Here is a 25771-nt window from a genome sequence, read left to right on the forward strand (position 1 = left end):
CAGGTCTGATTTTGTGCAATGCACAATAAAAAGAGAGGCTGGTAATTTTTCTGGGGAATTATGCTCGCCCCATCAACTCACCCAGCGCCGACATTTTACAATCGAATGCCGTCGGCGCCGAACAAATATGCGCGCTGGAGTCCGAAAATTTCTGTTTTGCCGGTTTCGAAACGATCCGCTTCGCGGCTTTCAACGGTTATCATCGAGCCGCTAGCGAGCAAAACATGGCCGTAGGTGACGCCGCCAAGGCGCTCGACAAGGGAGATCTTGCCAGAAAGCGCTCCAGTTGCGCCTTTGGCGGGCACGAAATGCTCCGGACGAATGCCGAGACTGACAGATGTTCCCAGTTTCGGCGGCGCGCCGCGTGTGGCAACGGCCATGCCGACGAGGCCGGCCTCCGGCGCCGTGACCACAGCCCGTCCGTCTTCGACAGCCATGACCGTGGCCGGGACGAAATTCATCCGTGGTGAGCCGATGAAGCCTGCCACGAAACTGTTGTCGGGATTCTCATAAAGCTCCAGTGGGGCGCCGACCTGCTCGATGCGACCGGCGCGCAGCACGACGATACGGCTGGCCAGCGTCATTGCCTCGATCTGGTCGTGCGTGACATAGATCATGGTCGTGCCGAGTTCCTGATGCAGCCGGGCGATCTCGATGCGCATCTGCACACGCAGTTCGGCGTCGAGGTTCGACAGCGGCTCATCGAACAGGAAGACGCCCGGCTGGCGCACGATCGCGCGGCCGATGGCAACGCGTTGGCGTTGGCCGCCGGAAAGCTCGCGTGGCTTACGCTCGAGATAGGCCTCCAGATGCAGTATCTTCGCCGCTTCCGCCACCTTGCGGTCGATCTCCTCCTTGGGGCGTTTGGCCATCTCCAACGGAAATCCCATGTTGGTGGCCACAGTCATGTGCGGGTAGAGCGCATAGGTCTGGAATACCATGGCTATACCGCGCTTGGCTGGATCCTCGTCGGTGACGTCGCGCCCGCCAATCAGGATACGCCCGTCGGACGTTCTTTCCAGCCCGGCGATCATACGCAGAAGCGTTGATTTGCCGCAGCCGGAGGGGCCGACAAAGACGACAAACTCACCATCGGCGACGTCAAGATCGACGCCGCCGATAACCTCCGTTTCGCCAAAGCGCTTCCTGACCGACTGAAGTGATAGACCCGCCATAGTTCTTCCCTCGAGCCTATTTCACGGCGCCATCGGTAAGGCCGGAGACGAACCAACGGCCGACAAGGGCGAAGAGTGCGACGACCGGAATGATGGCTGCCGTGGCGCCGGCAAGCAGGAGGCCCCAGTCGATCTGATACTGGCCGATAATGCCGGCAAAGCCGACCGGAATGGTGCGCCTGGCATCCGACACGATCAATACCGAGGCGAACAGGAACTCCGTCCAGGACGAGATGAACGCGAAGATAGCGACGCTGGCGATGCCCGGCGCAATCAGCGGCATCAGGATTCTGATCAGAATGGTGGTGGTGGGTGCTCCATCGACGACCGCCGCCTCCTCGATCTCGCGCGGAACGGTCGCCAGGAATGAACGCATCATCCAGATCGAGAACGGCAATGCGAAGGCAACGTTGACGATAACCAGCGCCACGGGGCTGTCGATCAGCCCGACCTTCGCGAACAGGCCGTAGAGCGGGATCAGCACCACCACGCCAGGGAAAGCGTAAGCGAGCAGGATCGTCTTGTAGAGCGCGTTGCGGCCCGGAAACTCCATGCGAAAAAAGGCATAGGCGGCAGGCAAGGCAAGCAACACCGTGAAGGCCGTGGAAAACAGCGCCACAACCATGCTGTTGAACAGATAAATCGGGAAATCCGAAGCCTGCAGCAGCTTTTCGAAATGTTGAAGGGTAAAGCTGTGCGGCACCATCGTGGGCACACGCTGGATGATTTCCTTCGGCAATTTGATGGAGCCGGTCAACACCCACCAGAACGGCAGACCGATCGCGAGAACAAGGACCAGAACGCCGCCATAGAGCGAAAGCGACTGGCCGAAAGTACGCCTCATCGATCCGCCTCCGCCGCCGTCATGGCTCGTGTCGTCAAAAAGGCAAATCCCATCAGGAGGATGCTGGTGAGAACGGAAATCGTTGCAGCTTCGCTCAAACGATAGCCCTTGAAGGCGGTTTCATAGATGAGCACAGGCAATGTCTGGGTTGCGCTGGACGGGCCACCCGCGGTGAGCAGCCAGATCACATCGAAGACGTTGAAGGACAGAAGCGTGCCGACGACGCCGAGCACCATCAGCGTCGGTTGCAGCAACGGCCAGGTGATGCGCTTGAAACGCTGGAAGGTGCCAGCGCCATCAATCCGCGCCGCCTCGTAGAGATCGCCAGGAATGCGCATCAGGCCAGCCAGCATCATCAGTGTGGTGAATGGAAACCAGCGCCAGGAATTGATCATGATCAGCGTGGTCATGGCGCCTTCGCGCGTGGCGAAGAAACCAACCGGACGCTCGATCACGCCGGCCTGGATCAAAAGAGGGTTGATCATGCCGCCCGACGAGGAAAGCAACCACCGCCAGATGATGACAACGACCACGGTCGGCACAATCCATGTGAGAATTATCCAGGTGCGTGCGATCCGGACGCCGGGAAATTTCTGATTGAGGATAAGCGCCGCTGCCAGCGCCAACAAAGTCTGCACCACCGCGTTGGACAGCACCCAGACGACACTGCGGCCAAGCGCCCGCCAGAAGCCGGCGCCGCCGAGGATCGTCGCATAGTTGCCGAGCCCAATGAAGTGGCCTTCAGAGCCGATCACGCCGACATCCTGAAAGCTCAGGATGGCGGCTTGAACGAGCGGCCAGCCGAGAACCGCCAGCAGGAAGAGGAGCGCCGGCGAAACGAACGCAAAAGCGAGCGTCGTGTTCTTCATGAGCGTTCCCCGGCTTGCCCGCTATTTGGCGGCGATTTCGGACATCCGCGCCTGCCCGGCCTTGACGGCATCGGCGGCGCTCTGACCGTCGACAACAACGCGCTGCAAGGTCTCGGCGATCACGTTCTGAGCCGAGATGGCGCCGATCGACGGAAACACCTTGCCGGTGGTGAAGCCGAAGAGCTTGCCGGTTTGCGAATTGGCAATCATGGTTTCGACCTGGGACTTGTATTTAGTCACGGTCTTGTCGCTCCAGAACGATTCCGCCTTGGCGCCGTCATTAGTCACCGGCAGGAACAGGCCTGGCTCCATTGTGAGAAAGCGCCCGTAATTTGCAGATTCAAGCAACCATGTGAGAAACACCTTGGCGGCTTTCTGCTTCGCCTCATCCTTTGTCGTCAGCATGATGGCGTTCGAATAGGAGATGGTCGCCGACGCGCTCTGCTCGTCGGCATGCGGAACGGGCGCCACGCCGAGATCGGCGGCATCGCCTTCGGCCTGCGTTTCGTAGGTGTTGATGACACCGAATTGCAGGATCATGCCGCAGCTGCTGTTCGCAAAGCAGGCCTCCGCCTCCCCCCATGTCCACGTGCTGTTGTCGGGTGGCGAAAACTTGGCAAGCTTGCTGTAGAAATCGTAAGCCTTGACGGTTTCCGGCTTGTCGAAAGCAATCGAGCCGTCGTCGTTGTAGAGATCGCCGGCACCGCTGTTGACCATGAAGCTATAGACGGTTTGGTCCGTATAGAGCTGCTTGTTGGCCGGAAGACCGATGCCGGATTTGCCATCGGTGCTGAGCTTCTCGGCGGCCGCCTGCCACTCGCTCCAGGTCTTCGGCACCTCGACGCCTGCCGCTTTCAGCACGCTGTTGCGGTACCATAGCGAGATCGCCATGTTGTAGGCCGGCACGGCCCAAACATGGTCGTCGTATTTATAGGGCGCGAGCGTCGCCTCGACGAAGCCATGCTTGCTGTCGAGGTCCTTGACCAGATCGTCGACCGGCACGACCACATCGATGCCTTTCAGGACTGTTGTGAAATCGGGAATGGTAAAGAGAAGGTCCGGACCGTTTCCGGCGGCGAAGGCCGCCGGCGCCTTAGCGTAGACCTCACCCCAGCTTTGCGGCTCCTGCTTGACCTGGATGTCGGGATGGGCGGCGTTGAATTCGTCGAGCAGTTCCTTCATGCGCTGCACGCGGTGCGGCGGCTGCTCCATATGCCAGACCGTCAGGTCGACCGGCTCGGCATAGGCGGTGCCGGCAAGAAGTGTAGCGGCGAAGCCGGCGATCGTCAGAAATCTCGTAGGGCTCATCATCATATTCCTCCCGTTGCTCCGAGACTCCCGTTGAGTCCGGAATCCCTGTGTCCTGGAATTCTCAAAGATGCGGATTGCGCGGTCGATAACGATCAACCAGCGCCTCGTTGACCTCCTTGGCGCCCGGCATATTGGCGCTGAGATAAATGGGTGCGGCGCCACCAGCCGACTGCAGACGCGCAGCTGCTTCGACGAACACGGCGTTCATCAGCGCTGCCCCAATCGAAGTTGACACCGGGCCGACACGCAATTTGCTCCCCGGCAGGTTGATGGTGGCGTCACCAGGAGGCGCACCATTGTCAAGGACGATGTCGGCGACGTCGGCGAGCCGCGTCCGCCCTTGGGCAGCAACCTTCGAATAGGCTTCCGAGGTGATCGCGACAACGGTCGCTCCGATTGTCTTGCCGATCAGCGCAGCCTCCACGGTGGCCGTATTGACGCCGCTGTTAGACACGACGATCAGCACATCGTTTGGCCCGATCGGATAGCGGGCGAATATGGGCGCGACGATGCCCGACATTCGCTCGAATACAGTGCCCGCGACCGCACCTTCATGCACCATGGTCGTAGCGGCGAGGATCGGCACGGTCAGCGCCAGCCCACCGGCCCGGTAGTGCGCCTCTTCGGCCATGGTGTGGCTATGGCCGGTGCCAAAAACATAGACCAGCCCGTCAGCCTTGGCCGTGCGCTCGACGGCGGCGGCGGCGAGCGCGATCGCTTCGGCATTGTCGTCGTATAGACGACCGATACGAGTAGTGAGGTCGGCTAAATAAGCGGCGGCAGTCGGCGTTTTGGTCATGTGTCTGTTCCGAGCGTCAGATTGACGCGCATCACGAAGCAGTCGCCGCGATAGACCGCCCGGACGTATTCGATCGGACGGCCCGTCGCGTCGAGCGTGCGGCGGGTGAGAAAGAGAACCGGACTCTGCAGCGAAATACCAAGTGAGGCAGCACTGGCCGCATCCGGATGCGCGGACCAGAGCTTCTGCTCGGCTTCGCTCGGGTAGAGGCCATAGTCCTCTCGCAGCACGCGATAGAGCGAATCCGTGCTGAAATCCGCGCGTTCCAGCAGTTTCGGCGCCAGCGCCGCCGGGATTTCGGTGCGCTCGAGGCCAACGGGCTCGGCATCCGCCAGACGCACACGAACCAAGCGATGGACCGGCGCATGCTCTGCAATGCCAAGCGCCGCCGCCGCTTCCCGATCCGCCGCGCCGACGCCTGCATCCAGCACGATGCTGGAAGCCAAGCGGCCGCCGCGATGCATCTCCTCGGTAAAACCGCTCAGAGTACTGAGCTGCTGTTCGATGCGCGGATGGGCGACAAAGGCGCCTCGGCCGGTACGCGTCTCCACCAAGCCGCGCCGTTCGAGAAGCTTAAGCGCCTGGCGAGCCGTCATTCGGCTCGCGCCGAGCTCCTCGGCCATCTGCCGCTCCGACGGCAATCTTTCGCCGACCTTCAGCGCACCGGATGCTATCTGCGCCGCGAACGAACTCGCGATGCGTTGATAAAGCGGCACATGATCTGCGGCGACGATTGAAGGCATGGACAGGTTAAACCAGAATTTCTCGTGGTATGTACCACCTGAAACAACTTTGTAGAGCTTTTCCGGCTATCTGCGCAAGCTGCTGTCGCGGCGGGCGCGATAATTAGCGAAGGCGCGGTCCCAGGCCGGCTTCACGGAACCGTCCGGCTCATGGCGGCGCTGTATCTGCCGGGTCGCCTTCGACGCTTCGCGGATCGAACCGAACCGTCCAATGGCTGTCGCCGCGAGGAGAGCTGCTCCCCTGGCACCAAATTCGGTCCCGGCCGGGACGAGAACAGTGATGCCGAGCGCGTCGGCGATCATTTGGGTCCACATCAGGCTGCGCGCTCCGCCGCCGGTCAGCAGGATTTTGTCGCCGGTGCCTTCCAGACCTTGGTACAGATCGCGCATCGCCAGCGTCACGCCCTCATAGACGGCCCGGATCATGTGAGGCCGCCCGTGTCGGGGTGCGAGACCGTAAAAACCGGCACGCGCCTCGTGGTCAACCACCGGCGCAATGATGCCGCTCTCGCTGAGATATGGCAAATAGGTCACGCCCTCATTGCCGATAGGTAGCGGGGCGATCATCGCCTCCATCCGCGCGTAGAGATTGGGTTCCCCGGCTAGGTCGGGCAACAGCGTTTCGATAGCCCAGTCAAGGTTGAGCGTGCCGGCCACGTTGACCATCGCGCGAAACCAGTTCTCGCCGGGCAGGGTAAAAAGCAGGCCCAAATTGGGTGGCGTGAACACGGGCTGATCGGAGACGATGCCGACCATGCAGGTCGTACCGAGAACGGCCATCGCCATCCCGCTTTCGAGTGCGCTGGCGCCAATGACCGTCGCCGGGACATCGCCAGCGCCGATCGCCACCGGCGTGCCTTCCCTCAGGCCGGTAGCAGTTGCTGCCGTGGCCGTGACGAAGCCGCCTATGGTTTCGGAATCTGCTGCTGGCGGCAGTTTGTGCGCCAGGTCGGCGACGTCGAACAATGCAAGCATTTCGGGGCTATGGTCGCGCTGCCGCGCGCTGCCTGGCGCCACTGCAGCTTCCGTGCGATCGGTGGCTACCCGTCCGGTCACTTTCAGGCGCAGGAAATCCTTATAGCCGAAGACATGTGCCGCCCTGTCCAGCACATCTGGCTCATACGTTCGCAGCCAAGCAAGTAGCGGCAACGTGCACCCCTGCTGTAATACGCAACCATCGGATTGGAAGACCCTTTGATAGAAATCCGGCACGTCGGCCGCCCGCCGTTCCAGCAAATCCTGCGCCCGGCTGTCTTCCCAAACGATACCGGGACGCAAGGCACTGCCGGTATCATCGACCAGCCATGCCCCTACCATGGCCGCCGACAGACCCACGGCGGCAATATCGTTTCCCACGATACCGGCGTTGGCGAGAGCTGCACGGATCGCCTCGCTCACCGCGTTCCATGCAAGGACAGGATCGAGTTCCGACCAACCCGGATAGGGTCTTTGCAAACGGATGCGACGAAATCCCATGCCGAGCTGTTGGCCTTTTTCGTCGAATACCGCGACTTTGGTTACTGACGAGCCCGCGTCGATGCCAAGGAAATAACTGGTCATGAATTGGTCTTATCTCTGATGGCACGCAATGCTGGCTGATGCACCGTCACCTCGGTGCCGATTCAATCGTGCCCAACATCAGTGCGCACTTGTCTCACGAAAGAGTTTGCTGATGGCGCCGGGATCGCCTGGCAGCTACCATATTTCATCTGCCCAGCCCGAGCTCAGCAACGAAATCGTAGGCGTCGCCGCGAAAAATCGACCGACTGGATTCAACGACGACGCCATCCTCCCTCCGGGTTATCCGGTAGATGTCGAGCGCTGCAGCGCCCGTCGGTGCGTTGAGAAGGCGGGCGCTCTTTTCGTCGAGGTTGATCGCCGAGAAACGCTGAACGGCCTTGACCGGAACATGACCAAGATCGCGCAATGTCCGGTAGAGGGAGTCTTCGATCTGCTTCGGGTCGGGCAGGATAGCAGCCGGAATCAATGAGGTTTCCAACGCAATGGGCTCTTTATCCGCCAGCCGCAGCCGGCACATCCGAACGACAGACCCGCCATTGGGCATTTCGAGCCGGCGCGCCTCATCGGCATTCGCCACGCTAAGGTCGCGCTCCAGCCACAGCGTACCTGGCGACCGTCCGCGCGACGTCATGTCTTCGGAGAAGGAATAAAGTCGGCTCAAGCTTTGCACGACGCGCTCGCGCGTCCCCGAAACATACGTTCCGCTGCCATGTCGCTGGATAATCAGACCTTGGCGGACAAGTTCAGCCATCGCTCTACGCACGGTAACCCGCGAAATGCCAAGTTCAAGGGCAAGCTCACGTTCGGGCGGAAGAACGGCGCCCGGTTTCAAGGTGCCCGAGGCGATCGCGTCGACTAGGGCTGCCTGCAGGCGCCTATAGACCGGCGCATCACTTCCATTGCTCTGCGCAGCAGCAAAAAATTCGAGGAATGTCACGCCTGGGACCCATAGCGACAATACCAACATGATACCAATTTCCGCGATGACCGCAACAACCAGAGTGGCACGTCCGGAAGCTGCCCTCGTTAGTCCCATCGGCCCGCAGAGTGGAGGGGCAGCTAACTCTGCCCCCTGAAGCCAAACGACAGCGAGTGTTTTGAGCGAGTGGAAAGAAGAGGTTGCGCACGGCGGAGAAGATCGGGACGAAGCGATCAGACCCCTTCGAGGATGATGATCGTCGGCCGGTCGGGCAGCGTCTTCAGCGAGACCGTCAGCGACCGGCCGGAGAGGAATTCCACCGCGAAATCGTCACCCATCCTGCCTGTGAACTCACTGATCGGGGTCGAATGGCGATGCATCGGCAGGATCATCGACGAATAGAGCCGCGCGGTGATTTCGGTCATCCGGTCGAGCGACAGCGTCATGCCGCCGTCGATAGGCACCATAAGGACGTCGAGCCGGCCAATGGCGCCATAATGCGCGTCCTCCAGCCGGTGGTGCAGATGGCCGAGATGGCCGATGCAGACCCCCGCCACTTCGAAGATGAAGATGGAGTTGCCGTCCTTGCCGAGATCGCCGCCATTGCGGATATCCGTCGGCACGTTGCGGATGTAGACGTCATCCACGACAAGAGCGTGGCGCGCCGGACCGCCGTCCGGATTCCAACCGCGCAGCACATATTCGATGGCGGGATCCGGATGGTCCGAATAATGGGTGCGGTGGGCCTTGTTCATGGTCACCACGCGCGGCAGCGGGTCAGCGCCGTAGACGCCGGAAAAGTCGGTGGCGATCCTGACGCCGGCGGGTGTCTCGATGATGTAGGTCGAATGGCCGGCATAGGTGATCGTAACGTCGCCGTCGACGAAGGCCTCGGCCAGCATAGGCGTCTGCGCCTTTGGCGCTGTGAAGCTGGCATAGGTGGCCGACGGCAGCGCTTGCGCGATCGCAACGCATCTCGACGGCGGCGGCTGTTCCTGGGCCGAAGCGGTGAGCGGCCAGAAAGCCAGGATCAGCAGAACGGCGGCAGATAGGCGGAGCATGGCTGCCTCCCGTGGCAGAACTGGCGCCACGCCACGATAGCGCTAACGATTACGATGGCTATCGCCGGGAAAGTCACGTTTTCGCGAGCGCCGGAGGGGCTGAACGTCTGAACCGATTGTCGCGACTTGCGCGACAATCGCGTGAAATGGGACGCGCCATGGCCCGGCCGCCCGGATATCGCCAGCGATCAGGGCGTCGGGCGGAAGACGCCGTTCTCGTCGCGCTTGAGCGGCGCGGTTTGCCGGGAAAGCGGCGCACCAGGCGCTTCGGTGACCGAAACACCCTCCGTCCAATCGGCGGGTGCAATTGCGATGTAACGCGCATATCCGCCTGACCCGCCGAGCGGCTTGGCAAAGCCGATTGTAACCAACGCCCCGGCCTCCGGCACCTTGTCGAGGTTTGCAACGCCTTCTGCCTGGGTGAAATCGTTGTGCAGCAGCCAATGTTCGCCTTCGAGATTGGGCGTGGTGTCGGTGTCGAGCGGCTCATGGCCATGAAACAGAATCTTCCGCTCCAGATGCAGGAACTTCAGCGCGTCCAAACTGACGCCTGGAAACGGCTTCTGGTTGAAGCGGGCGGCATCGGACCATTTCTTGTACCAATCCGAACGCACGAAGACGACCGAACCTTCCGGTATGCGGCCGTGCTCCTTTTCCCACTCTTCGATGTCGGCGACCTGAAGGTGATAGCCTTCGTCAGTCTGCACCTTGCCGCTGATGTCGATCACGACGAGCGGCCGCACGGCATAAGTGGCCGGCAGGTCGCTGATCGTTGCACCGAGTGGGTTCCAGTGGGAGGGCGGATCGAGCTGCGTGCCATATTGGTCCGTCGTCAGCTCGTAGGCGGTCGCGACGAACCCATGCTTGTCGTAAGTGAACTCTTCGCCGGCCTTGACGTAGCCCTCGATGTCCCGACCGGCGACAGTCGGTTTGAACTTGGCATTGGCGAAGCCCGGCCATACAGGCTGCACCGGCTCGAAGGCATGGGTCAGATCGATGTACTTGGCCGATTTGAGCGTGTTCTCATAAACCGACCAAAGGGACGACTCCTGCGCCGACGCGATCGCCGGCACTGACCAAGCTGCTGCCAGCAAGGCGATACGAACGAATTTAGATACATTCATCTGCAATCTCCCCGAAATGTTGCCAAGTATCGCGAGTTTCCCGCACGGCGACAAGCGTATGCATTCCTCCCAGGAGGGTAGCTGCAATACGGCTTCCACCAAGCCGCTTTCCGCCCACGGCTTGCGCGCCGCCTAACCCAGCAAGCTACGGCAGAGGAAGGCCCCTCATTTCGCCGGCGCCACCCAGATCTCGGCGTCGAGCCGCTTGGTCGCAAGGCCGCGCGCGATGGCTTCGGCGCTGCGGGCGTTTTTCGACAAGGCCGCGGCCTGACGCTTGCTGATCACCAGCCCTTCGGCCAGTGCCCGGTTTCCCGAAAAGACCCGCGACAGGAACGGCACGCGGCTGCCGCGCGCCCTCGAGAACCGCGCCGGCATGGTTTGCCTGGCCGTGTGGGCGGCCACCTCGTCGATCCAGCCTTCCGCCAGCCGCGCGCCCGGCTCCAGCAGCAGCAGCCAGTCGCCCTTTGCCTGCCTGATACCGGCAGCAACGCCGCCGCTCGCCACAAAAAGGCAGCCGGCATGTTCAGCAACGCGGTGCGTCTGGTCGGTCGAGCCGCCGTCGCAGACGACGACATCGCGCACCACGCCCTCGACCGCGCCGCCGATCAGCGAGGCGAGCGTGCGGGCAAGTCTCTCTTCGTCATTCAGGGTCTGGATGAGAACGCTGAGCATCGTTAGCCGAATAGCGGAAAGCCGAACGCGACGCCAGTTTTTGCGTCGCGTCATAAAAAAGTTCTTGATTTGTTCTCATCGGCAAAATAGGATTATTTTCATGAACAGAGCGAATCGACAGCCAGCCGACAGTCCCTGGGAGAGGGCGAAGATGGAACAGATCGTACGTGCCGACATTGCCGCCTTCGGCGCCGGAAGAGCCGAGATGGCCAATGCAATGATCGAGCAGAGTGGCGTCCGCGTCCGCCCCGACCGCAATCGCGGCCGTTCCGCCGGCATCAACCCGTCCGGCCGGTTCGAGCCGGTCAGCCGGCATGTGTTCGACGATGGCTGGAATTCGCTGGAGGAACTGCCGCCCTTCAAGACCGAGGTGCAGGTCGAGAAGCCGCGCACCATCATCACCCGTAACGAGTCGCCCGACATTTCCTTCGACCGCTCGATCAACCCCTATCGCGGCTGCGAGCATGGCTGCGTCTATTGCTTTGCCCGGCCGACGCACAGCTTCATGGGCCTGTCGCCAGGGCTGGATTTCGAATCGAAGCTGTTCGCCAAGCCGGATGCGGCGCGGCTGCTCGACAAGGAACTGTCCAAGGACGGCTATCAGCCGCGCACCATTGCCATCGGCACCAACACCGATCCCTACCAACCGATCGAGAAGCAGTACCGGATCATGCGCGAGATCCTCGAAGTGCTGGAGGCGCGCGGCCACCCGGTCGGCATCGTCACCAAATCCGCGCTGGTGACGCGCGACATCGACATTCTGTCGCGCATGGCCGAACGCGGGCTGGCCAAGGTGGCGCTGTCGGTGACGACATTGGACCGGATGTTGGCCAGAACGATGGAGCCACGCGCGTCGACGCCGACCAAGCGGCTGGAGGCGATCTGGCAACTTTCGGATGCCGGCATTCCGACCTCGGTCATGGTCGCTCCGATCATCCCCGGCCTGACCGATCAGGAGATGGAACGCATCCTCGATTCGGCACGTGCAGCAGGAGCGCGCGAGGCCGGCTATGTCGTGCTGCGCCTGCCGCTGGAAGTCGCGCCGATCTTCAAGGATTGGCTGCTGCGCCATTATCCGGACCGCTACCGTCACGTCATGTCGCTGATCCGTTCGATGCGCGACGGCAAGGATTACGATTCGGATTGGGGCAAGCGCATGAAAGGCGCCGGTCCCTATGCCTGGCAGATCGGCCGGCGCTTCGAGATATCAGCCAAAAGGCTGGGGCTCAACGCCGAGCGGCGGTCGCTCAGGACCGATCAGTTCGTCGTCGCGGCCAAGGCAACCGAGCAACTGATGTTGCTGTGAAGACATCATGTGCCGCCGGCGCCGGCGGCACATAAAGAGATCCCGTCCGGCCTGTCTTGTCCCCGGGCTTGCAGACGGTGCCCTCTAGGTCCGGTGCCCCGCCCGACCCGGAGGGGCTTGCGGAGAATCGGAGCCAATGCGAACCTCGCCGCAACATGGCTCGCGCGCGCTCTGATTCTCCGCTTCTCTTCGAAATCGTCGAGAGACCCGATTTCTCCTTCGAGACGAAGGCGATGGCCGAAGGCCTGTGGCCGGTCGCGGGAATGGACGAGGCTGGCCGCGGCCCGCTCGCCGGGCCGGTCGTCGCGGCAGCGGTGGTGCTCGATCCCGCCAACATTCCCGATGGCCTCGATGATTCCAAGCGCCTCGGCCATCTACAGCGCGAAGCGCTGTTCCTGAAAATTCTCGGCTCCGCTCTTGGCGTGTCGATGGCTTCGGTCAGCGCGGAAGGCATCGATGGCAGCAATATTCTCAAGGCCAGCCTCGAGGCGATGCGTCGCGCATTGGTCGGGCTCTCGGTGCAGCCAAAACTGGCCCTGGCCGACGGCCGCGACGTGCCGCCCGGGCTGCCATGCGAAGGCAGAGCGCTGATCAAGGGCGACCAGCGCTCGCAGTCGATCGCCGCCGCCTCGATCGTCGCCAAGGTGATGCGCGACCGCATGATGTGCGGCTGCGGCAGCCATCACGCGCAATACGGTTTCGAGGTCCATATGGGCTATGCCACCGTCCGCCACCGGACGGCGATCGAGGTGCATGGACCGGTGGCGCGGCTGCACCGCGCGTCCTTCGCACCGTTCCGGCTTGGCGGCACCGAAGTGCTCGACGAAGAGGGCCTTGCCGGCCTGGATTGAAGCAGCGCCAAATCTCCCCCCTTGAGGGGGAGATGTCGCCGAAGGCGACAGAGGGGGTCGCTTCAGCTGGCGCGACGCCATCTGGGGCGAAGAGAAGGCTGGCGCTTCACGCGCGGCTACCCCCTCTGGCCTGCCGGCCATCTCCCCCTCAAGGAGGGAGATTACGCGCTCGCCCGCCCGCACAAAAAAAGCCGCCAGGTTTCCCAGGCGGCTTTCGATGAATTTCTCGATGAAATCGCTTAATTCAGCTTGGACTTAACATCCTGAAGCGAGGCCTTGAACAGGTCGGCGCCGGCCTTGGCGTCGATCTTGCCGGCGAGCAGCGTGCGTGCGGCTTCGACGGCGATATCGACGGCACTGGCGCGCACCTCACCGATCGCCTCGCGCTCGGCCTGACCGATCTTCAATTCGGCAAGCGCGGTGCGCCGGGCGACATAGTCCTCGGTCTTCTGATGCGCCTCGGCGGCTAGCATGTCGGCCTCGCGCTTGGCGGCGGCGACGATGTCGGCGGCCTCCTGCTCGGCTTCCTTGCGCTTGCGCTGGTATTGGCCGAGCAGTTGCTGGGCCTCCTCGCGCAGCCGGCGCGCGTCCTCAAGCTCGTTGCTGATCTTGTCGGCGCGGGCATCGAGCGCCTTGGCGATCAGCCCCGGCACCTTGATGTAGACGGCAATGGCCAGGAAAATGACGAGGGCAACAGTGGCCCAAAGCGTCGCGAGTGATGTGGCGTCCATGATGCGCTCCTCACCGGGCCACGGATTTGACGGCTGCTGCGATCTCGGCCTTGCTGGCCTTGCCGCCGACAAGCGCCTCGACGATGGCCGAAGCGGTGTCCTCGGCGATCGTGCCGACTTCCTTCATGGCATTGGCCTTGATGGACGAAATGCGGGCCTCGGCCTCGCCAAGTTTTTTGTCGAGGGCAGCCTCGACCTTCTTGCGGGCGGCCTCGGCTTCCATCTTGGCGGCATCGTTGGCCTGCTGCCCGATCGCATTGGCCTTGGTCTTGGCTTCCGCCAGTTCCTGCTCATAGGCGGCAACGGCGGCATCGGCCTCGCCCTTCAGCCTGGCGGCATGGTCGAGGTCCTGGGTGATGCGGTCGTTGCGGACATCGATGATGCCGCCGACACGCGGCATCACCACCTTCTTGAGGAACAGATAGAACAGCCCAAAGGTGATCGCCAGCCACAGAAGCTGCGACGGGAATGTCGCCGGATCGAATGGCGGGAACATGCCGTGCGCCTCGGCAGGCACGCCGGTGCCGGAATGCGTTTCGCCTTCCGTGCCGGTATGGCCGCCTTCGACGGCGGGCGCGGACTCTTGCGCAAAGGCAGATGTCACGAACATGGACTATTCCCTGATATCAGGCCCGCCGCTGATTGCGGCCGGCCCGTCCAATTCCCAATGTTAGCCGAACAGGGGCTCAGCCGAACAGAGCCAGAAGCGCGATGAGAAGGGAGAAGATGCCCAGCGCTTCCGTCACGGCGAAGCCGAAGATCAGACGGCCGAACTGGCCATCCGCGGCCGACGGGTTGCGCAGCGCGCCCGCCAGATAGCTGCCGAAGATGTTGCCAAGGCCGATACCGGCGCCACCCATGCCGAGGCATGCGATGCCGGCGCCGATGTACTTTGCTGCTTCTGCTTCCATTTGTTCAACTCCTTTGGATCTAAAATTCCGTTGCGATTCCATCCGGCAGCAATGCCGGAAACTCTTGGCCAGCCTGGGTCAGTGCCCGGGATGCAGGGCATCGTTCAGATACATGCAAGTCAGCACGGCAAAGACATAGGCCTGCAGGAAGGCGACCAGCAGTTCCAGCGCCGTCAGCGCCACGGCCATCGCCAGCGGCAGGACCGATCCGGCAATGCCGAGCGTGCCAAGCGCGCTCAAGCTCACCACGAAGCCCGAGAACACCTTCAGCGTGATGTGGCCCGCCAGCATATTGGCGAACAGACGCACCGAGAGGCTGACCGGGCGCGAGACGAAGGAAATCACCTCGATCAGCACCACCAGCGGCAGCAGGTAGACCGGCACGCCATGCGGCACGAACAATTTCAGGAAACCAAGGCCGTGCTTCATGAAGCCGTAGACGACGACCGTTCCGATCACCAGCGCGGCGAGGCCGAAGGTGACGATGATGTGGCTGGTGACGGTGAAGAAATATGGGAAAAGACCGAGCAGATTGGCAACGAGCACGAACATGAACAGCGAAAACACGAGGGGGAAGAACTTCATGCCCTGCGTTCCGGCTGCGTCCCTCAGCATGTTGCCGACGAATTCGTAGGCCATTTCCGAGACCGACTGAAGACGGCCGGGAACGAGGCTGCGGCTCGAGGTGGTGAGATAGAGGAACGCCGACGCAACGGCAACGGTCGCGACCATGAAAAGAGCCGAATTGGTGAAGGACAGGTCGTAGCCGCCGATCTCGATCGGAATCAGCTTGTTGATATGGAACTGGTGGATCGGATCGACCTTGTCAGCAGCCACTTTAATTCCCCATCAAAGCCGCACGCGGCCTGAGTGTCTTTGTTCACTGCGCCGGCAAGCGGCGCCTCAAGTTCATTCTTTCGGATCGCGCGTTTTGTCGCCCTGTCCGAATTCCGCCATAAGCCCTGCGGAACGCAGGACGTTGAGCACGCCGGCGCCAAAACCCAGCAGCAAAAAAACGATCAGACCCCATGGCGATGTCCCCGCCACACGGTCGATGATCCAGCCAAGACCTGCGCCAACCACTATCCCGGCGATGAACTCGCTGGACAGCTTGAGCGCCTGGCCATATCCGGCCGCACTGCCCGCTTTCGCGTCGTCTTTCCCCTCGAGCCGGTTCGGCCGCCTTGTCGCAAGCGATGCTTCAAGGTCGCGCCGGCGGCGCTCAAGATCGTCGTCGCGGATGTCGGCTTGACGCTGTTTGCCGCGGCCGGTTTCTCCGGTTCCGTCTGGCCCATTCTCGTCGGCCATCGCAACCCCCTTGCCCGGTCAGATCGTCACCGTCCGTCCGCTCTTAAGTCGCCGGCAACATAGTTAGAGGGTCCGCGCCCGTCAAGCCACGGGCGGAACTTCAACCCCAAGTATTTTCCCTATTGAAATCAATGATTTGCCAGGGTGCGACATCGTGCCCGATACCGTCGTTGGCATGCCGCGACCGAATCCCTCCGGCGACGGGTCTTCGATCGACCGCGCCGGGGGCCTTGCCGGAGCGCTCAGCTCCAGCCGCCGCCATAGGTGCGGTAGAAGATGTGCAGGCCGATCTTGGTCATTTTTTTCATCGTTCGCGCCCAACCCGGGTTGACGTAGTTGGCGTAGTAATGGGTCGATGATCCCACTTCCGGGATGAAGATCTTGCCGGCAGTGACCGCCATGGCGACATCCTGCGCGGTCTTGTAGTGGGCGGGGCTCTGGATGCGCTTCTTCCTGCCGTCGCAGGCGAAGGAAAACTGGCAACGGTTGAACCATTTGTCGTTCTGGTAGACGACGCCGCAGATCGAGTTCGGATAGGCCGGATTGCGAACGCGATTGAGGATGACCTGGGCGACGGCAGCCTGGCCGCGCACGGATTCACCGCGCGCCTCGAAATAGATGCCGTTGGCCAGGCAAGTCTGTTCCGGCTTGGAGAAGACGCTCGCCGGCAGCGGCGTTTGCATCCACGAATGATCGCCCTTGGCCACCGGCGGAATGAAGCGGCCATCGTTGGGTTTTTCGTCCTGCAGCAAGGCCTCGAAGGGCGACGCTTGCGCATAGTCGGGCGCGGCCGAGGCGTAGGCCGTCGCCAGGACGTCGGGGTGATCGTTGTTGACCAGTGCGGCAAGCATGGCCGGCACGCCCGGATCCGGTTTCTTGTCGACGCGCGCGTGGAACGCGGCGGCGATCTGGATCTCCTTGCCTTTGATCTCTGGCTTGGCGAAAGCCATCTTCAGGCTGCTGTCCATGCTTGGGCGAAGAAGAGAGGAAGTGCGTTTGAAAATCGAGCCGGCGTTGAAATTCTTCGGCGGCGCGACCGGCGAGACCATGATGATGCGGCCCTTCTTGGCGGCTCGCACGACGCGGTCCTCGTCGGGCGTCGTGCTGGCCACGCTGCCCTTGCCGCGAAACGACACAGCGCCGATGCCGGGCAACTGGACGCCGGAACCCGAGATCGAGCCGGTGCTGTCGGAATCGAGGAAAGGCATTTCGGCGGCATGGACCGATCCGGCGACGGATTTCTCGACATAGGCGTTCCAGCGGGCGTTCGGCGCCTTGAGGCCGGAAACCAGGCTCGTCATGTCCTGGTAGGCAATGACATTGGGAAAACCGACCCAGATGCCAAGCCCAATGACCAGAGGAGACAGGAGTGAACGTCTTTTCTCACCGACGGCGGCAACCGGCGTCGAGACACGTCGGCGCATGGGGATCTTCGGAAAGCCGACCCGACTGCACAGACCAATAATGGACGGAGACAGGAGTGAACGTTTCTTCTCACCGGCGACAGCGACAAGCCGCTTCAAAACACGTCGATGCACGGAACTCTCCAGAAACGCAACTGACCCCACTGGAGAGGCACAATGATGCATTAACCTTGATGGTGCGTTAACAGGTTGGATCGTGTTTTCCCTGTCGACCTTCCCTGTCGATCTGAAGTCAGGCGCTTTTGCGGCCATGTTCGGGCCGAAGAAAGATCGGCCCGGCGATCAGTGCGCAAAAAGCCGCAGCCAGCCAGACGACCGCCCACGACCAGAAGCCGAGAAGCCCCGGAATGGCGATCGGCACCAGGAAGAAGGCAATGAAGACGAGGCTGTTGGCGAGGCCGAGCGCCGTTCCAGCGTGGTTAGCGCCGGCCGTCGCCGCCGGGTTGGGACTGACGATCCGCACCGATATCGGTCTGCCGTCCACTGTCAGGGCAATGACGCCGGAGGTTTTGGGGCTGCCCGCACTGCCTGAGATGGCGCTGTTCCTGCATCGCAAGGAGGCCGAGCCGGATCCGGTGGCGGCACGCCTTGCCGATATCCTGCTGCAGGCGGCGCTGGAATCGCTACCCGAAAACGCGCAAGCGCATAGCGGTCATCGGAGCGCTGTTTAAGGACCCGCGGCGGCGCTCAGCGGCGTTTTTTCGCCTTGCTGGCGAACGGATTTTCCGAGGTGCGCAAGGCGATGCGGATCGGCACGCCAGGCATGTCGAAGGCTTCGCGCAGGCTGTTCGAGAGATAGCGGACATAAGATTGCGGCATCGCGTCCGGCCGTGAGCAGGAGACGACGAAGCCCGGCGGGCGCGTCTTGGCCTGCGTGACATATTTGATCTTCAGCCGGCGCCCCGCCACGGCGGGCGGCGGATGATGCGCCAGGATGCCTTCCAGCCAGCGGTTGAGCTTGCCGGTCGAGACGCGGCTGTTCCACACTCTGTGCGTCTTGATGACGGCATCCATCAACTTGTCGAGGCCGCGCCCAGTCTCGGCCGAGACCGGCACTGCCTGCATGCCCCGCGCCTGCGGCAACAGCCGCTCGGTCTTCTCGCGCAGTTCCGCCAGGAGTTCCTGGGGGTGGTCGATCATGTCCCATTTGTTGAAGGCGATCACCGGCGCGCGGCCCTCGCGGATGATCAGGTCGGCAATCTGCAGATCCTGCTTCTCGAAGGGAATGGTGGCGTCGAGCACGATGATGACGATCTCGGCAAAGCGGATGGCGCGCAAGCCGTCCTGCACCGACATGACTTCCAGCTTTTCGTGGATCCTGGCCTTGCGGCGCATGCCGGCGGTGTCGAACAGTTTCAGGCGGCGGCCATGCCAGTCCCAGTCGACGGAGATGGAATCACGGGTGATGCCAGCTTCCGGCCCGGTCAAGAGCCGCTCCTCGCCGATCAGCGCGTTGATCAGCGTCGACTTGCCGGCGTTCGGGCGGCCGACGACGGCGATGCGCATCGGCTTGGTATCGTCATAGCTCGGCTCGGCATCCGGATCGGTGATGTCCTCGCCGATCAGCACCTCGCTGGCGGCGGTCTCCTCGTCCGCATCCCCTTCTTCTTCGCCGAAGGCGCGCGCCTCGCCAAGCGCTGCGATCACCGCATCGCGCAAATCGGGCAGGCCCTGGCCGTGTTCGGCCGAGACCGGGATGGGCTCGCCAAGGCCGAGTTCCCAGGCCTCCAGCATGCCGCCCTGCGCGCCGCGCGCCTCGGCCTTGTTGGCGACGACGACAACCGGCTTGCCGGATTTGCGCACGATCTCGGCGAAGGTCTTGTCGTCAGGCATCAGCCCGGACTTGGCATCGATCGTGAAAAAGATCAGGTCGGCTTCGCGTATGGCGATCTCGGTCTGGGCGCGCATGCGGCCTGGCAGCGTCGAAGCAGCAGCGTCCTCGAAGCCGGCGGTGTCGATGACATCAAAATGCAGATCGTAGAGCTTGGCGGCGTGGACGCGACGGTCGCGGGTGACGCCCGGCGTGTCGTCGACAAGCGCCAGCTTCCTTCCCACCAGACGGTTGAAAAGGGTCGATTTGCCGACGTTAGGCCGGCCGATGATGGCGACTTTGAATGTCATCGGACTCTACCTATTGTGCATGTCGTTGACCCCAAAACCGCTGCGCACCCTTGGGTCAAGCCCGAGGGCATGCTTTTGGGCAACATGCACTACGACGCGCTGCCCGACCCGCGGATCAGCTCGGACATCAACGTCGCCCGCTCGCGCGCGTTGCGCGGGGCGCCGTCATCCGAGGCGATCTGGTCGAACAGTTTCAGTGCGTCCGTCGCCTTGCCTTCCTTCCAGGCGGCAAGGCCGAGCGCCTCGCGCGCCGTATGGCGCAGCGTGTTGGTATCGGCGGTGAGAGCCTCGACGCGGCTGGAGACATCGGCGAAGGAACCGTGGTCAACGAGCAGCAGTGCTGCCCTGAGGCGCGCCATGTCGCGAAGACCCGATGGAATGTCTGCGTCGGCGGCGACCTCGTCGAAGTCCTTGACTGCGGCGGCGACGTCGCCCTTGTCCGCCTTGACGGTTGCCGCGCGCATGCGGGCGAGCAGCGGATAGGCGCCGTAGCCATCCTTTTCCAGCGCATCGAGGGCCGTCAGCGCTTCGTCGCTCTTGCCCTCATTGGCAAGCTTCAGCGCCTGCGAGAAGGCATCGCCCGAGCGATTGGCGCGGGTCTCGTCCCAATAGCGATAGCCGACGAAGGCAGCGGTGCCGACCACCACCAGCACCGCGAGCGCAAGCAAGGCAGGACCAAAACGGTCCCATAGCGCATGCGCCTGATCGCGACGCATCTCTTCGTTGACTTCGCGGATAAAACTGTCGTCCGACATGGATCAAAAACCATTCCTGCCCCGGCCGGGGCGTACATGAGCCCGCGTTTTAGCGAAATTCTGTCCGCATGGAAGGGGTTCGACAGGAAAATCGGCTAATCGCCGGATAGGCGACGTAAATGGCGACCGCACCCGCGCCACATTTCGCCGATAGCCGGTGCTCGAACCCTCCCCAAATCCAGATCAGATGTCGATGCCTCGCTTGTCCCGCATTGTTGCGTTTTCCATCGCGTCGCTTGCTGCGGCGGGCACTGCCGTCGCCGATCCGCCCGCGGCGCCTGCGCCGACAAAGCCGAAGCAGGTCGTCATCATCTCGTTCGATAGCGCTCGCGATATTCCGCAGTGGAAGCGCAGCCGGGCGCTGGCAGCCCGCACCGGCGCCCATTTCACCTATTTCGTGTCCTGCGTCTTCCTGCTCTCGCCGAAAACGCGCAAGGAATATACGGCGCCCGGCAAGACCGCAGGCAAATCCAACATCGGCTTTGCCGCCTCGAAACAGGAAGTCGCTGACCGGCTCGAGCAGATAAACCTTGCCGCCTCGGAAGGTCATGACATCGGCAGCCACGGTTGCGGCCATTTCGACGGCAAGGACTGGAGCAAGGCCGACTGGCTGAGCGAGTTCGGCTCTTTCTCACACATTCTCGAAAGCGCCTATTCGATCAACGGCATTGCCCCCGAACCCGCGGGCTGGCGCGAAATCGCGCGCAAGGCGGTCGGCTTTCGCGCGCCCTATCTGTCTGCAAACAAGGCGCTCTACGAGGCGCTGCCAAGGGCGGGCTACCTGTTCGACGCGAGCGGCGTCTCGCGCGGCCCAGTCCGGCCGACGACCGCCAATGGCATCATGCGCTTTTCGCTGCCGCAGATTCCGGAAGGGCCTCGTTCAAGGCCGGTTATCGCGATGGACTACAATCTCTATGTCAGACATTCCGGCGGCTTCGAGCGGCCGAGCAAGGCGGACGAATTCGCCGACCGGACCTATGATGCCTTTCGCGCCGCCTTCGACGCCCAATACCAGGGAAAACGCATTCCGCTGGAGCTCGGCTTTCATTTCACGCTTATGAATGACGGCGCCTACTGGAATGCGCTGGAGCGCTTTGCCGGCGAGGTCTGCACCAGGCCCGATGTCGAGTGCATCAGCTATCGCGACTATGTTTCGCGCCAACGCGGCCACGAAAAGCAGGCGTCGGTGGGCGGCTGAGCCGGAAGCGCTCGCCGCCCGCCTCTCCTAGCTTACCGGCTGATCTTCAGGGCGCAAGCCGGCTTGCTCACGCTCCAGATAATGCTGGTCGATGTCCGGAAGCGGTTCGCCGTGGATCGTTGCCTCAAAGGCGCGTAGACGCTTGTGCACCGACAGAAGCTCGACGATCGTCGACCATGAATTGACGAGATACTGGAACGAGCTAGTCACCTGGCCGAAAGCTGAACTGACCTGGTTGATGAGACCCAGCGTTACCGTTCCCGCGATGATCGAGGGCACCATCAGAAAGAGGGCGAAGATGTTGTTGGTCTGCAAATAGAGATAGCGGACCACATTGAAATAGACGTAGTGGAAATAGAGGCGAAAATAGTTTCTGCGCACATTTCCAAACAGTTCCACAACTGTCGGCGGCTGCGCCCGATCTGCATTGTCCTCACCGTAGACGAGTTCCTTACGGTAGGCCGCTTCGACGCGCTGGTTTCTGAATTGCAGGCCGGGAAGTTTTATGCCGGCGGTGGCAATGCAGACCGTGCCGAAAATTGCCCAGAAGATCGCAGCCACAACCAGCGGCTGCGGAACGTGACCAATGAACGGCAAAACAGTGATGTGCTTAGAGTAAGCCAGCAAAATCGGCATGAAAGCGATCAGGGTCATGATGGAATCGACAAAGCTGGTACCAAGGTCTTCCATGATTTGGGAAAACCGCATCGTGTCTTCCTGCACGCGCTGGGAAGCCCCTTCGATATGGCGCAGCTTTGGCCAATACGACATGTAATAATTGTTCATCGCAGTACGCCAGCGGAACACCCAATGGCTGACGAAGAAGTTCGTAATGACAAAAACTGTAACCGCAACGAGAGCGATGCCGAGGAACGCCAATACTTGCGCGTAAAGATCAGCTTCTGTGGCCGTTACAGTTTTGCTGAGGATGGCTTGAATGAGATCCCAGAACGGCCCGTACCAGGCATTGATCGCGACGCTCACCTGGACCTGAAAATAGGTCGTGAACAAGATCAGCGAGGAACCCAGGATGGACCAGCGGTCCCACGGGTGCGGGGAATACCAATGCCAAAAGGCGTAAAAGAGCAGCACACCAAGGGTAAAGTAGATGTAAAACCAAAGGAATGGAGGAGACCAGAAGACCGAAACGCCAATGATCGGCGGCGCGTCCGCTGCGAGGGGAGGCAATCCGATCAAAGCGCCTAGCTGGTCGCCACCGAGAAACCATACGGCCACCATGACCGCACTCCAGAGGGCCGCCGAGGTGAAGAACAACTTCGGCTGCGGGAAGAAGGATACGAACACGGTGGGGAAATCCTCGGTCGATGCGCAAATCAGCGGCGTTGCTGTTCAGCGGGCATAAGGTCACACATCGATCGGAATGAAAATGGCCGGTGCGTGATGCCCGGCACCGAGCAAGACCACAATCATGGCGATTTTGGAGCAGCCGACCAGGTGATCGCGCCAGAAATCAGCAGGACGGCGGCGGCCACGATCGATGCGAGGAAGAAGTCGCCCGAGGCTTGCGCAAGCAGCCCGGCGACGATCGGACCGACGATCTGACCGAGGCCGAAAGAGGCCGTCATCAACGCCAAGATCCGGCGTGGCGCTTGCGGGACAAGCTGTCTTCCGGTCTGCAGGCCGAGCGCGGTGATGGCGATGAAGGTCCCGCCAAGCAGAAACCCGCCGAGCAGCGGCCCAACGTGTCCGCCCATGGCGACGCTCGCGGTGACGCCGACCACCTCGACTAGGCACCCTAAGGCATAAGCCGCATACAGGCCGATCCTTGCGGCGATCTTCTGCCAGAGCCAGATCGAAGGAATCCCGGCTAGGCCGGTGACCATCCAGACCACGGCTTCGAACACACGTCCGCCGCCACCTTGCCGGACAATGGCGATCAGAAACGTCGCCGTCACGATGTAACCGAAGCCGAACAGGCCATAGGCGACGATGATCTTCATCAGCGAGCGGTCCTTCGGCAGCGCCGGTTCGCGACCATCGGCCCCGTTGGCGGTCGAAGTGCTGCCGACCAGCAGCGCCACGACCGCAAAGGCGGAGGCTGAGATCGCGGCGGACCAAAACCAGCCCGCTGCCCAGCCGGCATGTTCCGTCACGAGGATCGCCATCAGCGCCGAGGACGCCGCTATGCCGAGGCCGACGCCGCCGAAATGCAGCGCCTGCAGGTCGTTTCGGCCGGCGGCGGCCAGATGGCCGAAAACGATGCTGGACATGAAGACCAAGACGAAGGCGCTGGCCAGACCGGCAAGAAAGCGGATGACGAGAAAGGCGGCCATAGTGCCGGCCAAGCCCATCAGCCCGGTGAGGACCGCGGTGGCGGCAAGACCGGCCAGCATCAGCAGGCGCTCGCGACCGTGCGCCCAGCCGCCGACGGCTGCAAGCGCACCAATGAGATAGCCGAGATAGTTAGCGGATGCGATCCAGCCGGCATCGGCCGGCGACAGGCCAAGTTCCTCCATCATGCCGGGCAGGATCGGCGTGTAGACGAAGCGGCCGATGCCCATGGCAGCGGCCAAGCCAATCATGCCGGCAAAGGCGAGACGCAAGGGAGACGGCGAAACGGCTTTCATTGCAGTGCACAATAGGTGCACGAGCCTGTGAGACAATCCGCTTGTGTTGGGCCAGAACGGGTTGCCGCAGCCGCCAGCATCCAGCCTCCGCCCGCACGTGCCGGCAGCTGAGGGCGACCGCCCGCTGCTACCGTTTCAGAAGCTTCAACCGCAACCTGCTTGCACGGTAGCCGTCTCGTAGGCAGTGCGCCGGGCCGTCAGCCGGAACGGCACGTCGCCGAGCTCGCGCTCCGACATGGTGTCGAGCACAGGATGCGACAGCGGATCAATCACCCATCGGGTGGTCTCGCTTTCAGGCGACCGGCTTTGCCGCGCGCCGGCAGCGGAAAAGACCCTGAGCAATGATAAAATCTTCATCGGATTTTCCTCCAGTGGTCTGCTTGTTTCGCTAAAATCTGCCAATCAGCCCTGCGTTTCAATTGAGATTTCAATCGCGGCGGTTTAGAAAAACTGTATGGTCATGCTGAACCGCGTCCACCTCAACGGCTTGCGCGCCGTGGAAACCGTCGCCCGTCTGGGATCGCTTTCGGCTGCGGCGAGCGAACTCAACGTGTCCGCGAGCGCCGTCAGCCAGCAGGTCAAACGAACAGAAGAGCAACTCGGCCAGGCGCTGTTCGAACGAACGGCGAGCGGTCTGGTGCTGACCGAATTCGGCACCGTCTTCACCGCGCGCCTTGGGGCAGGTTTCCGTGAGCTTGCGCACGCCGTGGCGCTCGCCGACGAGACCTCAGAATGCACGCTGGTGGTTTCGGTCGCGCCGGCCTTCGCCTCGAAGTGGCTGCTGCCGAGGCTGTCGCGGCACTTCGCCCGGCATCCGAATGTGCTTTTGCGCATCGACGCCTCGGGCCGGATCGCCGATCTCGACCATTCCGACATCGACATCGGCATCCGGATGGGCGACGGCAAATGGCCGGGCGTCCGCGCGGAACTGCTACTGGCGCAGGAGGTGTTTCCGGTCTGCGCGCCGTCGATCGCGGCCAGACTGAAGTCGATCCAAGACCTGGCGCAGACCTGCGCCATCACCGACGAGCGGTCGATGATCAGTTGGGACAGTTGGTTCGAGGCGGCCGGGGTGAAGCCTGTCACCTTTCTCAAGGGTGCGCGTTTCACCGACCCGATGCTTTGCCTGGAATCGGCGATTGCCGGCCATGGCGTGATGCTCGCCTGGCAATTACTGACGGCTGACGCTCTCACCGACGGCCGACTGGTCGCGCCGTTCGGCGTGCGCGCTGAGAGCGGGTTGGGCTACTGGCTGGTGACCGCCAAGTCCGAAAGCCGCAAGGTCAGGGATTTCAAGATCTGGATCCGCGAAGAGATAGCGGCGACCATGGCGCAATTCGGGTCGCTCGCCAGCGTGGGTTGAACCTGGGCGCATGACCCCAAAAATCGGAATCGATTTTTGGAAAAGGATCATGCGCAAGATCAAAGTGCCACAGCGTCCTTTGCGCGTCCGCCAGGACGCGCGGCGCTGTGGTAGTCGCAATCGCTGTGGAAAGCGCAGCGACGGCGATCTATGTAGGAACCAGACACCACATCACGA

27 protein-coding genes and 1 pseudogene are annotated in these 25771 nt (G+C 62.2%); 5 read left to right on the plus strand and 23 right to left on the minus strand.

What is annotated here, in order from left to right; all coding sequences use genetic code 11:
• Positions 1-95: 95 nt before the first annotated feature.
• From ugpC to EN885_RS27635, 11 genes are all read right to left on the minus strand, one after another.
• Positions 96-1175: a sn-glycerol-3-phosphate ABC transporter ATP-binding protein UgpC gene (gene ugpC, locus EN885_RS27585; protein WP_128243406.1), complete on the minus strand. Its 1080-nt coding sequence runs from the start codon at positions 1173-1175 to the stop codon at positions 96-98.
• A gap of 16 nt (positions 1176-1191) precedes the next feature.
• Positions 1192-2019 carry a carbohydrate ABC transporter permease gene (locus EN885_RS27590; RefSeq protein WP_126103287.1) on the minus strand — a complete coding sequence of 276 codons (828 nt, stop codon included), beginning with the start codon at positions 2017-2019 and terminating at the stop codon, positions 1192-1194.
• Positions 2016-2888 (minus strand): sugar ABC transporter permease, encoded by an 873-nt coding sequence (locus tag EN885_RS27595; RefSeq protein ID WP_128243405.1) that lies wholly within the window; start codon positions 2886-2888, stop codon positions 2016-2018. The genes EN885_RS27590 and EN885_RS27595 overlap by 4 nt, the downstream gene beginning before the upstream one ends.
• A 21-nt stretch (positions 2889-2909) precedes the next feature.
• Entirely contained in the window at positions 2910-4196 is a 1287-nt protein-coding gene (locus tag EN885_RS27600) for an ABC transporter substrate-binding protein (protein WP_128243404.1), read from the minus strand.
• A 64-nt stretch (positions 4197-4260) separates the two neighbouring features.
• Complete coding sequence (locus EN885_RS27605; protein ID WP_095483958.1) at positions 4261-4998, minus strand: SIS domain-containing protein; 738 nt, start codon at positions 4996-4998, stop codon at positions 4261-4263.
• Complete coding sequence (locus tag EN885_RS27610; RefSeq protein ID WP_126103290.1) at positions 4995-5741, minus strand: GntR family transcriptional regulator; 747 nt, start codon at positions 5739-5741, stop codon at positions 4995-4997. The genes EN885_RS27605 and EN885_RS27610 overlap by 4 nt, the downstream gene beginning before the upstream one ends.
• A 66-nt stretch (positions 5742-5807) precedes the next feature.
• Positions 5808-7301, minus strand: a complete 1494-nt coding sequence (locus EN885_RS27615; RefSeq protein ID WP_128243403.1) for an FGGY-family carbohydrate kinase — start codon at positions 7299-7301, stop codon at positions 5808-5810.
• Positions 7302-7446: 145 nt separating this feature from the next.
• Positions 7447-8229, minus strand: coding sequence for a GntR family transcriptional regulator (locus EN885_RS27620; protein ID WP_128243402.1), 783 nt, complete (start codon positions 8227-8229; stop codon positions 7447-7449).
• 185 nt (positions 8230-8414) lie between these two features.
• Positions 8415-9242 (minus strand): MBL fold metallo-hydrolase, encoded by an 828-nt coding sequence (locus tag EN885_RS27625; protein WP_128335237.1) that lies wholly within the window; start codon positions 9240-9242, stop codon positions 8415-8417.
• Between the two features lie 188 nt (positions 9243-9430).
• A complete protein-coding gene (locus tag EN885_RS27630) occupies positions 9431-10366 on the minus strand; it encodes a cyclase family protein (protein WP_128243400.1) in 936 nt (311 codons plus the stop codon).
• A 165-nt stretch (positions 10367-10531) separates the two neighbouring features.
• A complete protein-coding gene (locus EN885_RS27635) occupies positions 10532-11038 on the minus strand; it encodes a glycosyltransferase (protein ID WP_095483952.1) in 507 nt (168 codons plus the stop codon).
• Positions 11039-11189: 151 nt separating this feature from the next.
• Here EN885_RS27635 and EN885_RS27640 point away from each other — a divergent pair, with 151 nt between their 5' ends.
• Complete coding sequence (locus EN885_RS27640; RefSeq protein WP_128243399.1) at positions 11190-12344, plus strand: PA0069 family radical SAM protein; 1155 nt, start codon at positions 11190-11192, stop codon at positions 12342-12344.
• 155 nt (positions 12345-12499) lie between these two features.
• A complete protein-coding gene (locus EN885_RS27645) occupies positions 12500-13195 on the plus strand; it encodes a ribonuclease HII (protein WP_128243398.1) in 696 nt (231 codons plus the stop codon).
• 239 nt (positions 13196-13434) lie between these two features.
• Here the strand turns inward: EN885_RS27645 and EN885_RS27650 are convergent, their stop codons facing one another.
• From EN885_RS27650 to EN885_RS27680, 7 genes are all read right to left on the minus strand, one after another.
• Positions 13435-13926, minus strand: coding sequence for a F0F1 ATP synthase subunit B (locus EN885_RS27650; protein ID WP_126103297.1), 492 nt, complete (start codon positions 13924-13926; stop codon positions 13435-13437).
• Between the two features lie 10 nt (positions 13927-13936).
• Positions 13937-14536 (minus strand): F0F1 ATP synthase subunit B, encoded by a 600-nt coding sequence (locus EN885_RS27655; protein ID WP_095483948.1) that lies wholly within the window; start codon positions 14534-14536, stop codon positions 13937-13939.
• A gap of 76 nt (positions 14537-14612) precedes the next feature.
• A complete protein-coding gene (locus EN885_RS27660) occupies positions 14613-14837 on the minus strand; it encodes a F0F1 ATP synthase subunit C (RefSeq protein WP_056103679.1) in 225 nt (74 codons plus the stop codon).
• 78 nt (positions 14838-14915) lie between these two features.
• Positions 14916-15674, minus strand: a complete 759-nt coding sequence (locus EN885_RS27665; RefSeq protein WP_095483947.1) for a F0F1 ATP synthase subunit A — start codon at positions 15672-15674, stop codon at positions 14916-14918.
• Positions 15675-15746: 72 nt separating this feature from the next.
• A complete protein-coding gene (locus tag EN885_RS27670; protein WP_127205449.1) occupies positions 15747-16145 on the minus strand; it encodes an AtpZ/AtpI family protein in 399 nt (132 codons plus the stop codon).
• A gap of 242 nt (positions 16146-16387) precedes the next feature.
• On the minus strand, positions 16388-17569 hold the full coding sequence (locus tag EN885_RS27675; protein WP_095483945.1) for a cell wall hydrolase: 1182 nt from the start codon (positions 17567-17569) through the stop codon (positions 16388-16390).
• A 232-nt stretch (positions 17570-17801) separates the two neighbouring features.
• A complete protein-coding gene (locus tag EN885_RS27680; protein WP_245465528.1) occupies positions 17802-18053 on the minus strand; it encodes a hypothetical protein in 252 nt (83 codons plus the stop codon).
• On the opposite strand from EN885_RS27680, the pseudogene EN885_RS27685 reads away from it, so the two are divergent.
• Positions 17998-18240, plus strand: a pseudogene (locus EN885_RS27685) (LysR family transcriptional regulator); the annotation flags it as partial. The gene EN885_RS27680 and the pseudogene EN885_RS27685 sit on opposite strands and share 56 nt — an antisense overlap.
• A 16-nt stretch (positions 18241-18256) precedes the next feature.
• Here EN885_RS27685 and der read toward each other — a convergent pair.
• Positions 18257-19690, minus strand: coding sequence for a ribosome biogenesis GTPase Der (der, locus tag EN885_RS27690; protein ID WP_127289759.1), 1434 nt, complete (start codon positions 19688-19690; stop codon positions 18257-18259).
• An 89-nt stretch (positions 19691-19779) separates the two neighbouring features.
• Positions 19780-20445, minus strand: a complete 666-nt coding sequence (locus EN885_RS27695) for a tetratricopeptide repeat protein (protein ID WP_127289757.1) — start codon at positions 20443-20445, stop codon at positions 19780-19782.
• Between the two features lie 193 nt (positions 20446-20638).
• On the opposite strand from EN885_RS27695, the gene EN885_RS27700 reads away from it, so the two are divergent.
• A complete protein-coding gene (locus EN885_RS27700) occupies positions 20639-21643 on the plus strand; it encodes a polysaccharide deacetylase family protein (RefSeq protein WP_128243397.1) in 1005 nt (334 codons plus the stop codon).
• Between the two features lie 27 nt (positions 21644-21670).
• Here EN885_RS27700 and sbmA read toward each other — a convergent pair whose 3' ends face one another.
• From sbmA to EN885_RS27715, 3 genes are all read right to left on the minus strand, one after another.
• Positions 21671-22948: a peptide antibiotic transporter SbmA gene (sbmA, locus tag EN885_RS27705; RefSeq protein WP_128243396.1), complete on the minus strand. Its 1278-nt coding sequence runs from the start codon at positions 22946-22948 to the stop codon at positions 21671-21673.
• A gap of 122 nt (positions 22949-23070) precedes the next feature.
• A complete protein-coding gene (locus tag EN885_RS27710) occupies positions 23071-24231 on the minus strand; it encodes a YbfB/YjiJ family MFS transporter (RefSeq protein ID WP_128243395.1) in 1161 nt (386 codons plus the stop codon).
• 144 nt (positions 24232-24375) lie between these two features.
• Positions 24376-24588, minus strand: a complete 213-nt coding sequence (locus EN885_RS27715; protein ID WP_095483940.1) for a hypothetical protein — start codon at positions 24586-24588, stop codon at positions 24376-24378.
• Between the two features lie 97 nt (positions 24589-24685).
• On the opposite strand from EN885_RS27715, the gene EN885_RS27720 reads away from it, so the two are divergent.
• Entirely contained in the window at positions 24686-25594 is a 909-nt protein-coding gene (locus tag EN885_RS27720; protein ID WP_128243394.1) for a LysR substrate-binding domain-containing protein, read from the plus strand.
• The last annotated feature ends 177 nt before the right edge of the window (positions 25595-25771 follow it).

This window comes from Mesorhizobium sp. M6A.T.Cr.TU.014.01.1.1 (assembly GCF_004022765.1).
In the GTDB taxonomy this organism is placed as follows: Bacteria; Pseudomonadota; Alphaproteobacteria; order Rhizobiales; family Rhizobiaceae; genus Mesorhizobium; species Mesorhizobium mediterraneum.

Coding starts and splice junctions, on each gene's coding strand:
- ugpC (WP_128243406.1), bottom strand. CDS start 1,175: ATGGCGGGTCTATCACTTCAGTCGGTCAGGAAGCGCTTTGGCGAAACG.
- EN885_RS27590 (WP_126103287.1), bottom strand. CDS start 2,019: ATGAGGCGTACTTTCGGCCAGTCGCTTTCGCTCTATGGCGGCGTTCTG.
- EN885_RS27595 (WP_128243405.1), bottom strand. CDS start 2,888: ATGAAGAACACGACGCTCGCTTTTGCGTTCGTTTCGCCGGCGCTCCTC.
- EN885_RS27600 (WP_128243404.1), bottom strand. CDS start 4,196: ATGAGCCCTACGAGATTTCTGACGATCGCCGGCTTCGCCGCTACACTT.
- EN885_RS27605 (WP_095483958.1), bottom strand. CDS start 4,998: ATGACCAAAACGCCGACTGCCGCCGCTTATTTAGCCGACCTCACTACT.
- EN885_RS27610 (WP_126103290.1), bottom strand. CDS start 5,741: ATGCCTTCAATCGTCGCCGCAGATCATGTGCCGCTTTATCAACGCATC.
- EN885_RS27615 (WP_128243403.1), bottom strand. CDS start 7,301: ATGACCAGTTATTTCCTTGGCATCGACGCGGGCTCGTCAGTAACCAAA.
- EN885_RS27620 (WP_128243402.1), bottom strand. CDS start 8,229: ATGTTGGTATTGTCGCTATGGGTCCCAGGCGTGACATTCCTCGAATTT.
- EN885_RS27625 (WP_128335237.1), bottom strand. CDS start 9,242: ATGCTCCGCCTATCTGCCGCCGTTCTGCTGATCCTGGCTTTCTGGCCG.
- EN885_RS27630 (WP_128243400.1), bottom strand. CDS start 10,366: ATGAATGTATCTAAATTCGTTCGTATCGCCTTGCTGGCAGCAGCTTGG.
- EN885_RS27635 (WP_095483952.1), bottom strand. CDS start 11,038: ATGCTCAGCGTTCTCATCCAGACCCTGAATGACGAAGAGAGACTTGCC.
- EN885_RS27640 (WP_128243399.1), top strand. CDS start 11,190: ATGGAACAGATCGTACGTGCCGACATTGCCGCCTTCGGCGCCGGAAGA.
- EN885_RS27645 (WP_128243398.1), top strand. CDS start 12,500: ATGGCTCGCGCGCGCTCTGATTCTCCGCTTCTCTTCGAAATCGTCGAG.
- EN885_RS27650 (WP_126103297.1), bottom strand. CDS start 13,926: ATGGACGCCACATCACTCGCGACGCTTTGGGCCACTGTTGCCCTCGTC.
- EN885_RS27655 (WP_095483948.1), bottom strand. CDS start 14,536: ATGTTCGTGACATCTGCCTTTGCGCAAGAGTCCGCGCCCGCCGTCGAA.
- EN885_RS27660 (WP_056103679.1), bottom strand. CDS start 14,837: ATGGAAGCAGAAGCAGCAAAGTACATCGGCGCCGGCATCGCATGCCTC.
- EN885_RS27670 (WP_127205449.1), bottom strand. CDS start 16,145: ATGGCCGACGAGAATGGGCCAGACGGAACCGGAGAAACCGGCCGCGGC.
- EN885_RS27675 (WP_095483945.1), bottom strand. CDS start 17,569: ATGCGCCGACGTGTCTCGACGCCGGTTGCCGCCGTCGGTGAGAAAAGA.
- der (WP_127289759.1), bottom strand. CDS start 19,690: ATGACATTCAAAGTCGCCATCATCGGCCGGCCTAACGTCGGCAAATCG.
- EN885_RS27695 (WP_127289757.1), bottom strand. CDS start 20,445: ATGTCGGACGACAGTTTTATCCGCGAAGTCAACGAAGAGATGCGTCGC.
- EN885_RS27700 (WP_128243397.1), top strand. CDS start 20,639: ATGCCTCGCTTGTCCCGCATTGTTGCGTTTTCCATCGCGTCGCTTGCT.
- EN885_RS27710 (WP_128243395.1), bottom strand. CDS start 24,231: ATGAAAGCCGTTTCGCCGTCTCCCTTGCGTCTCGCCTTTGCCGGCATG.
- EN885_RS27715 (WP_095483940.1), bottom strand. CDS start 24,588: ATGAAGATTTTATCATTGCTCAGGGTCTTTTCCGCTGCCGGCGCGCGG.
- EN885_RS27720 (WP_128243394.1), top strand. CDS start 24,686: ATGGTCATGCTGAACCGCGTCCACCTCAACGGCTTGCGCGCCGTGGAA.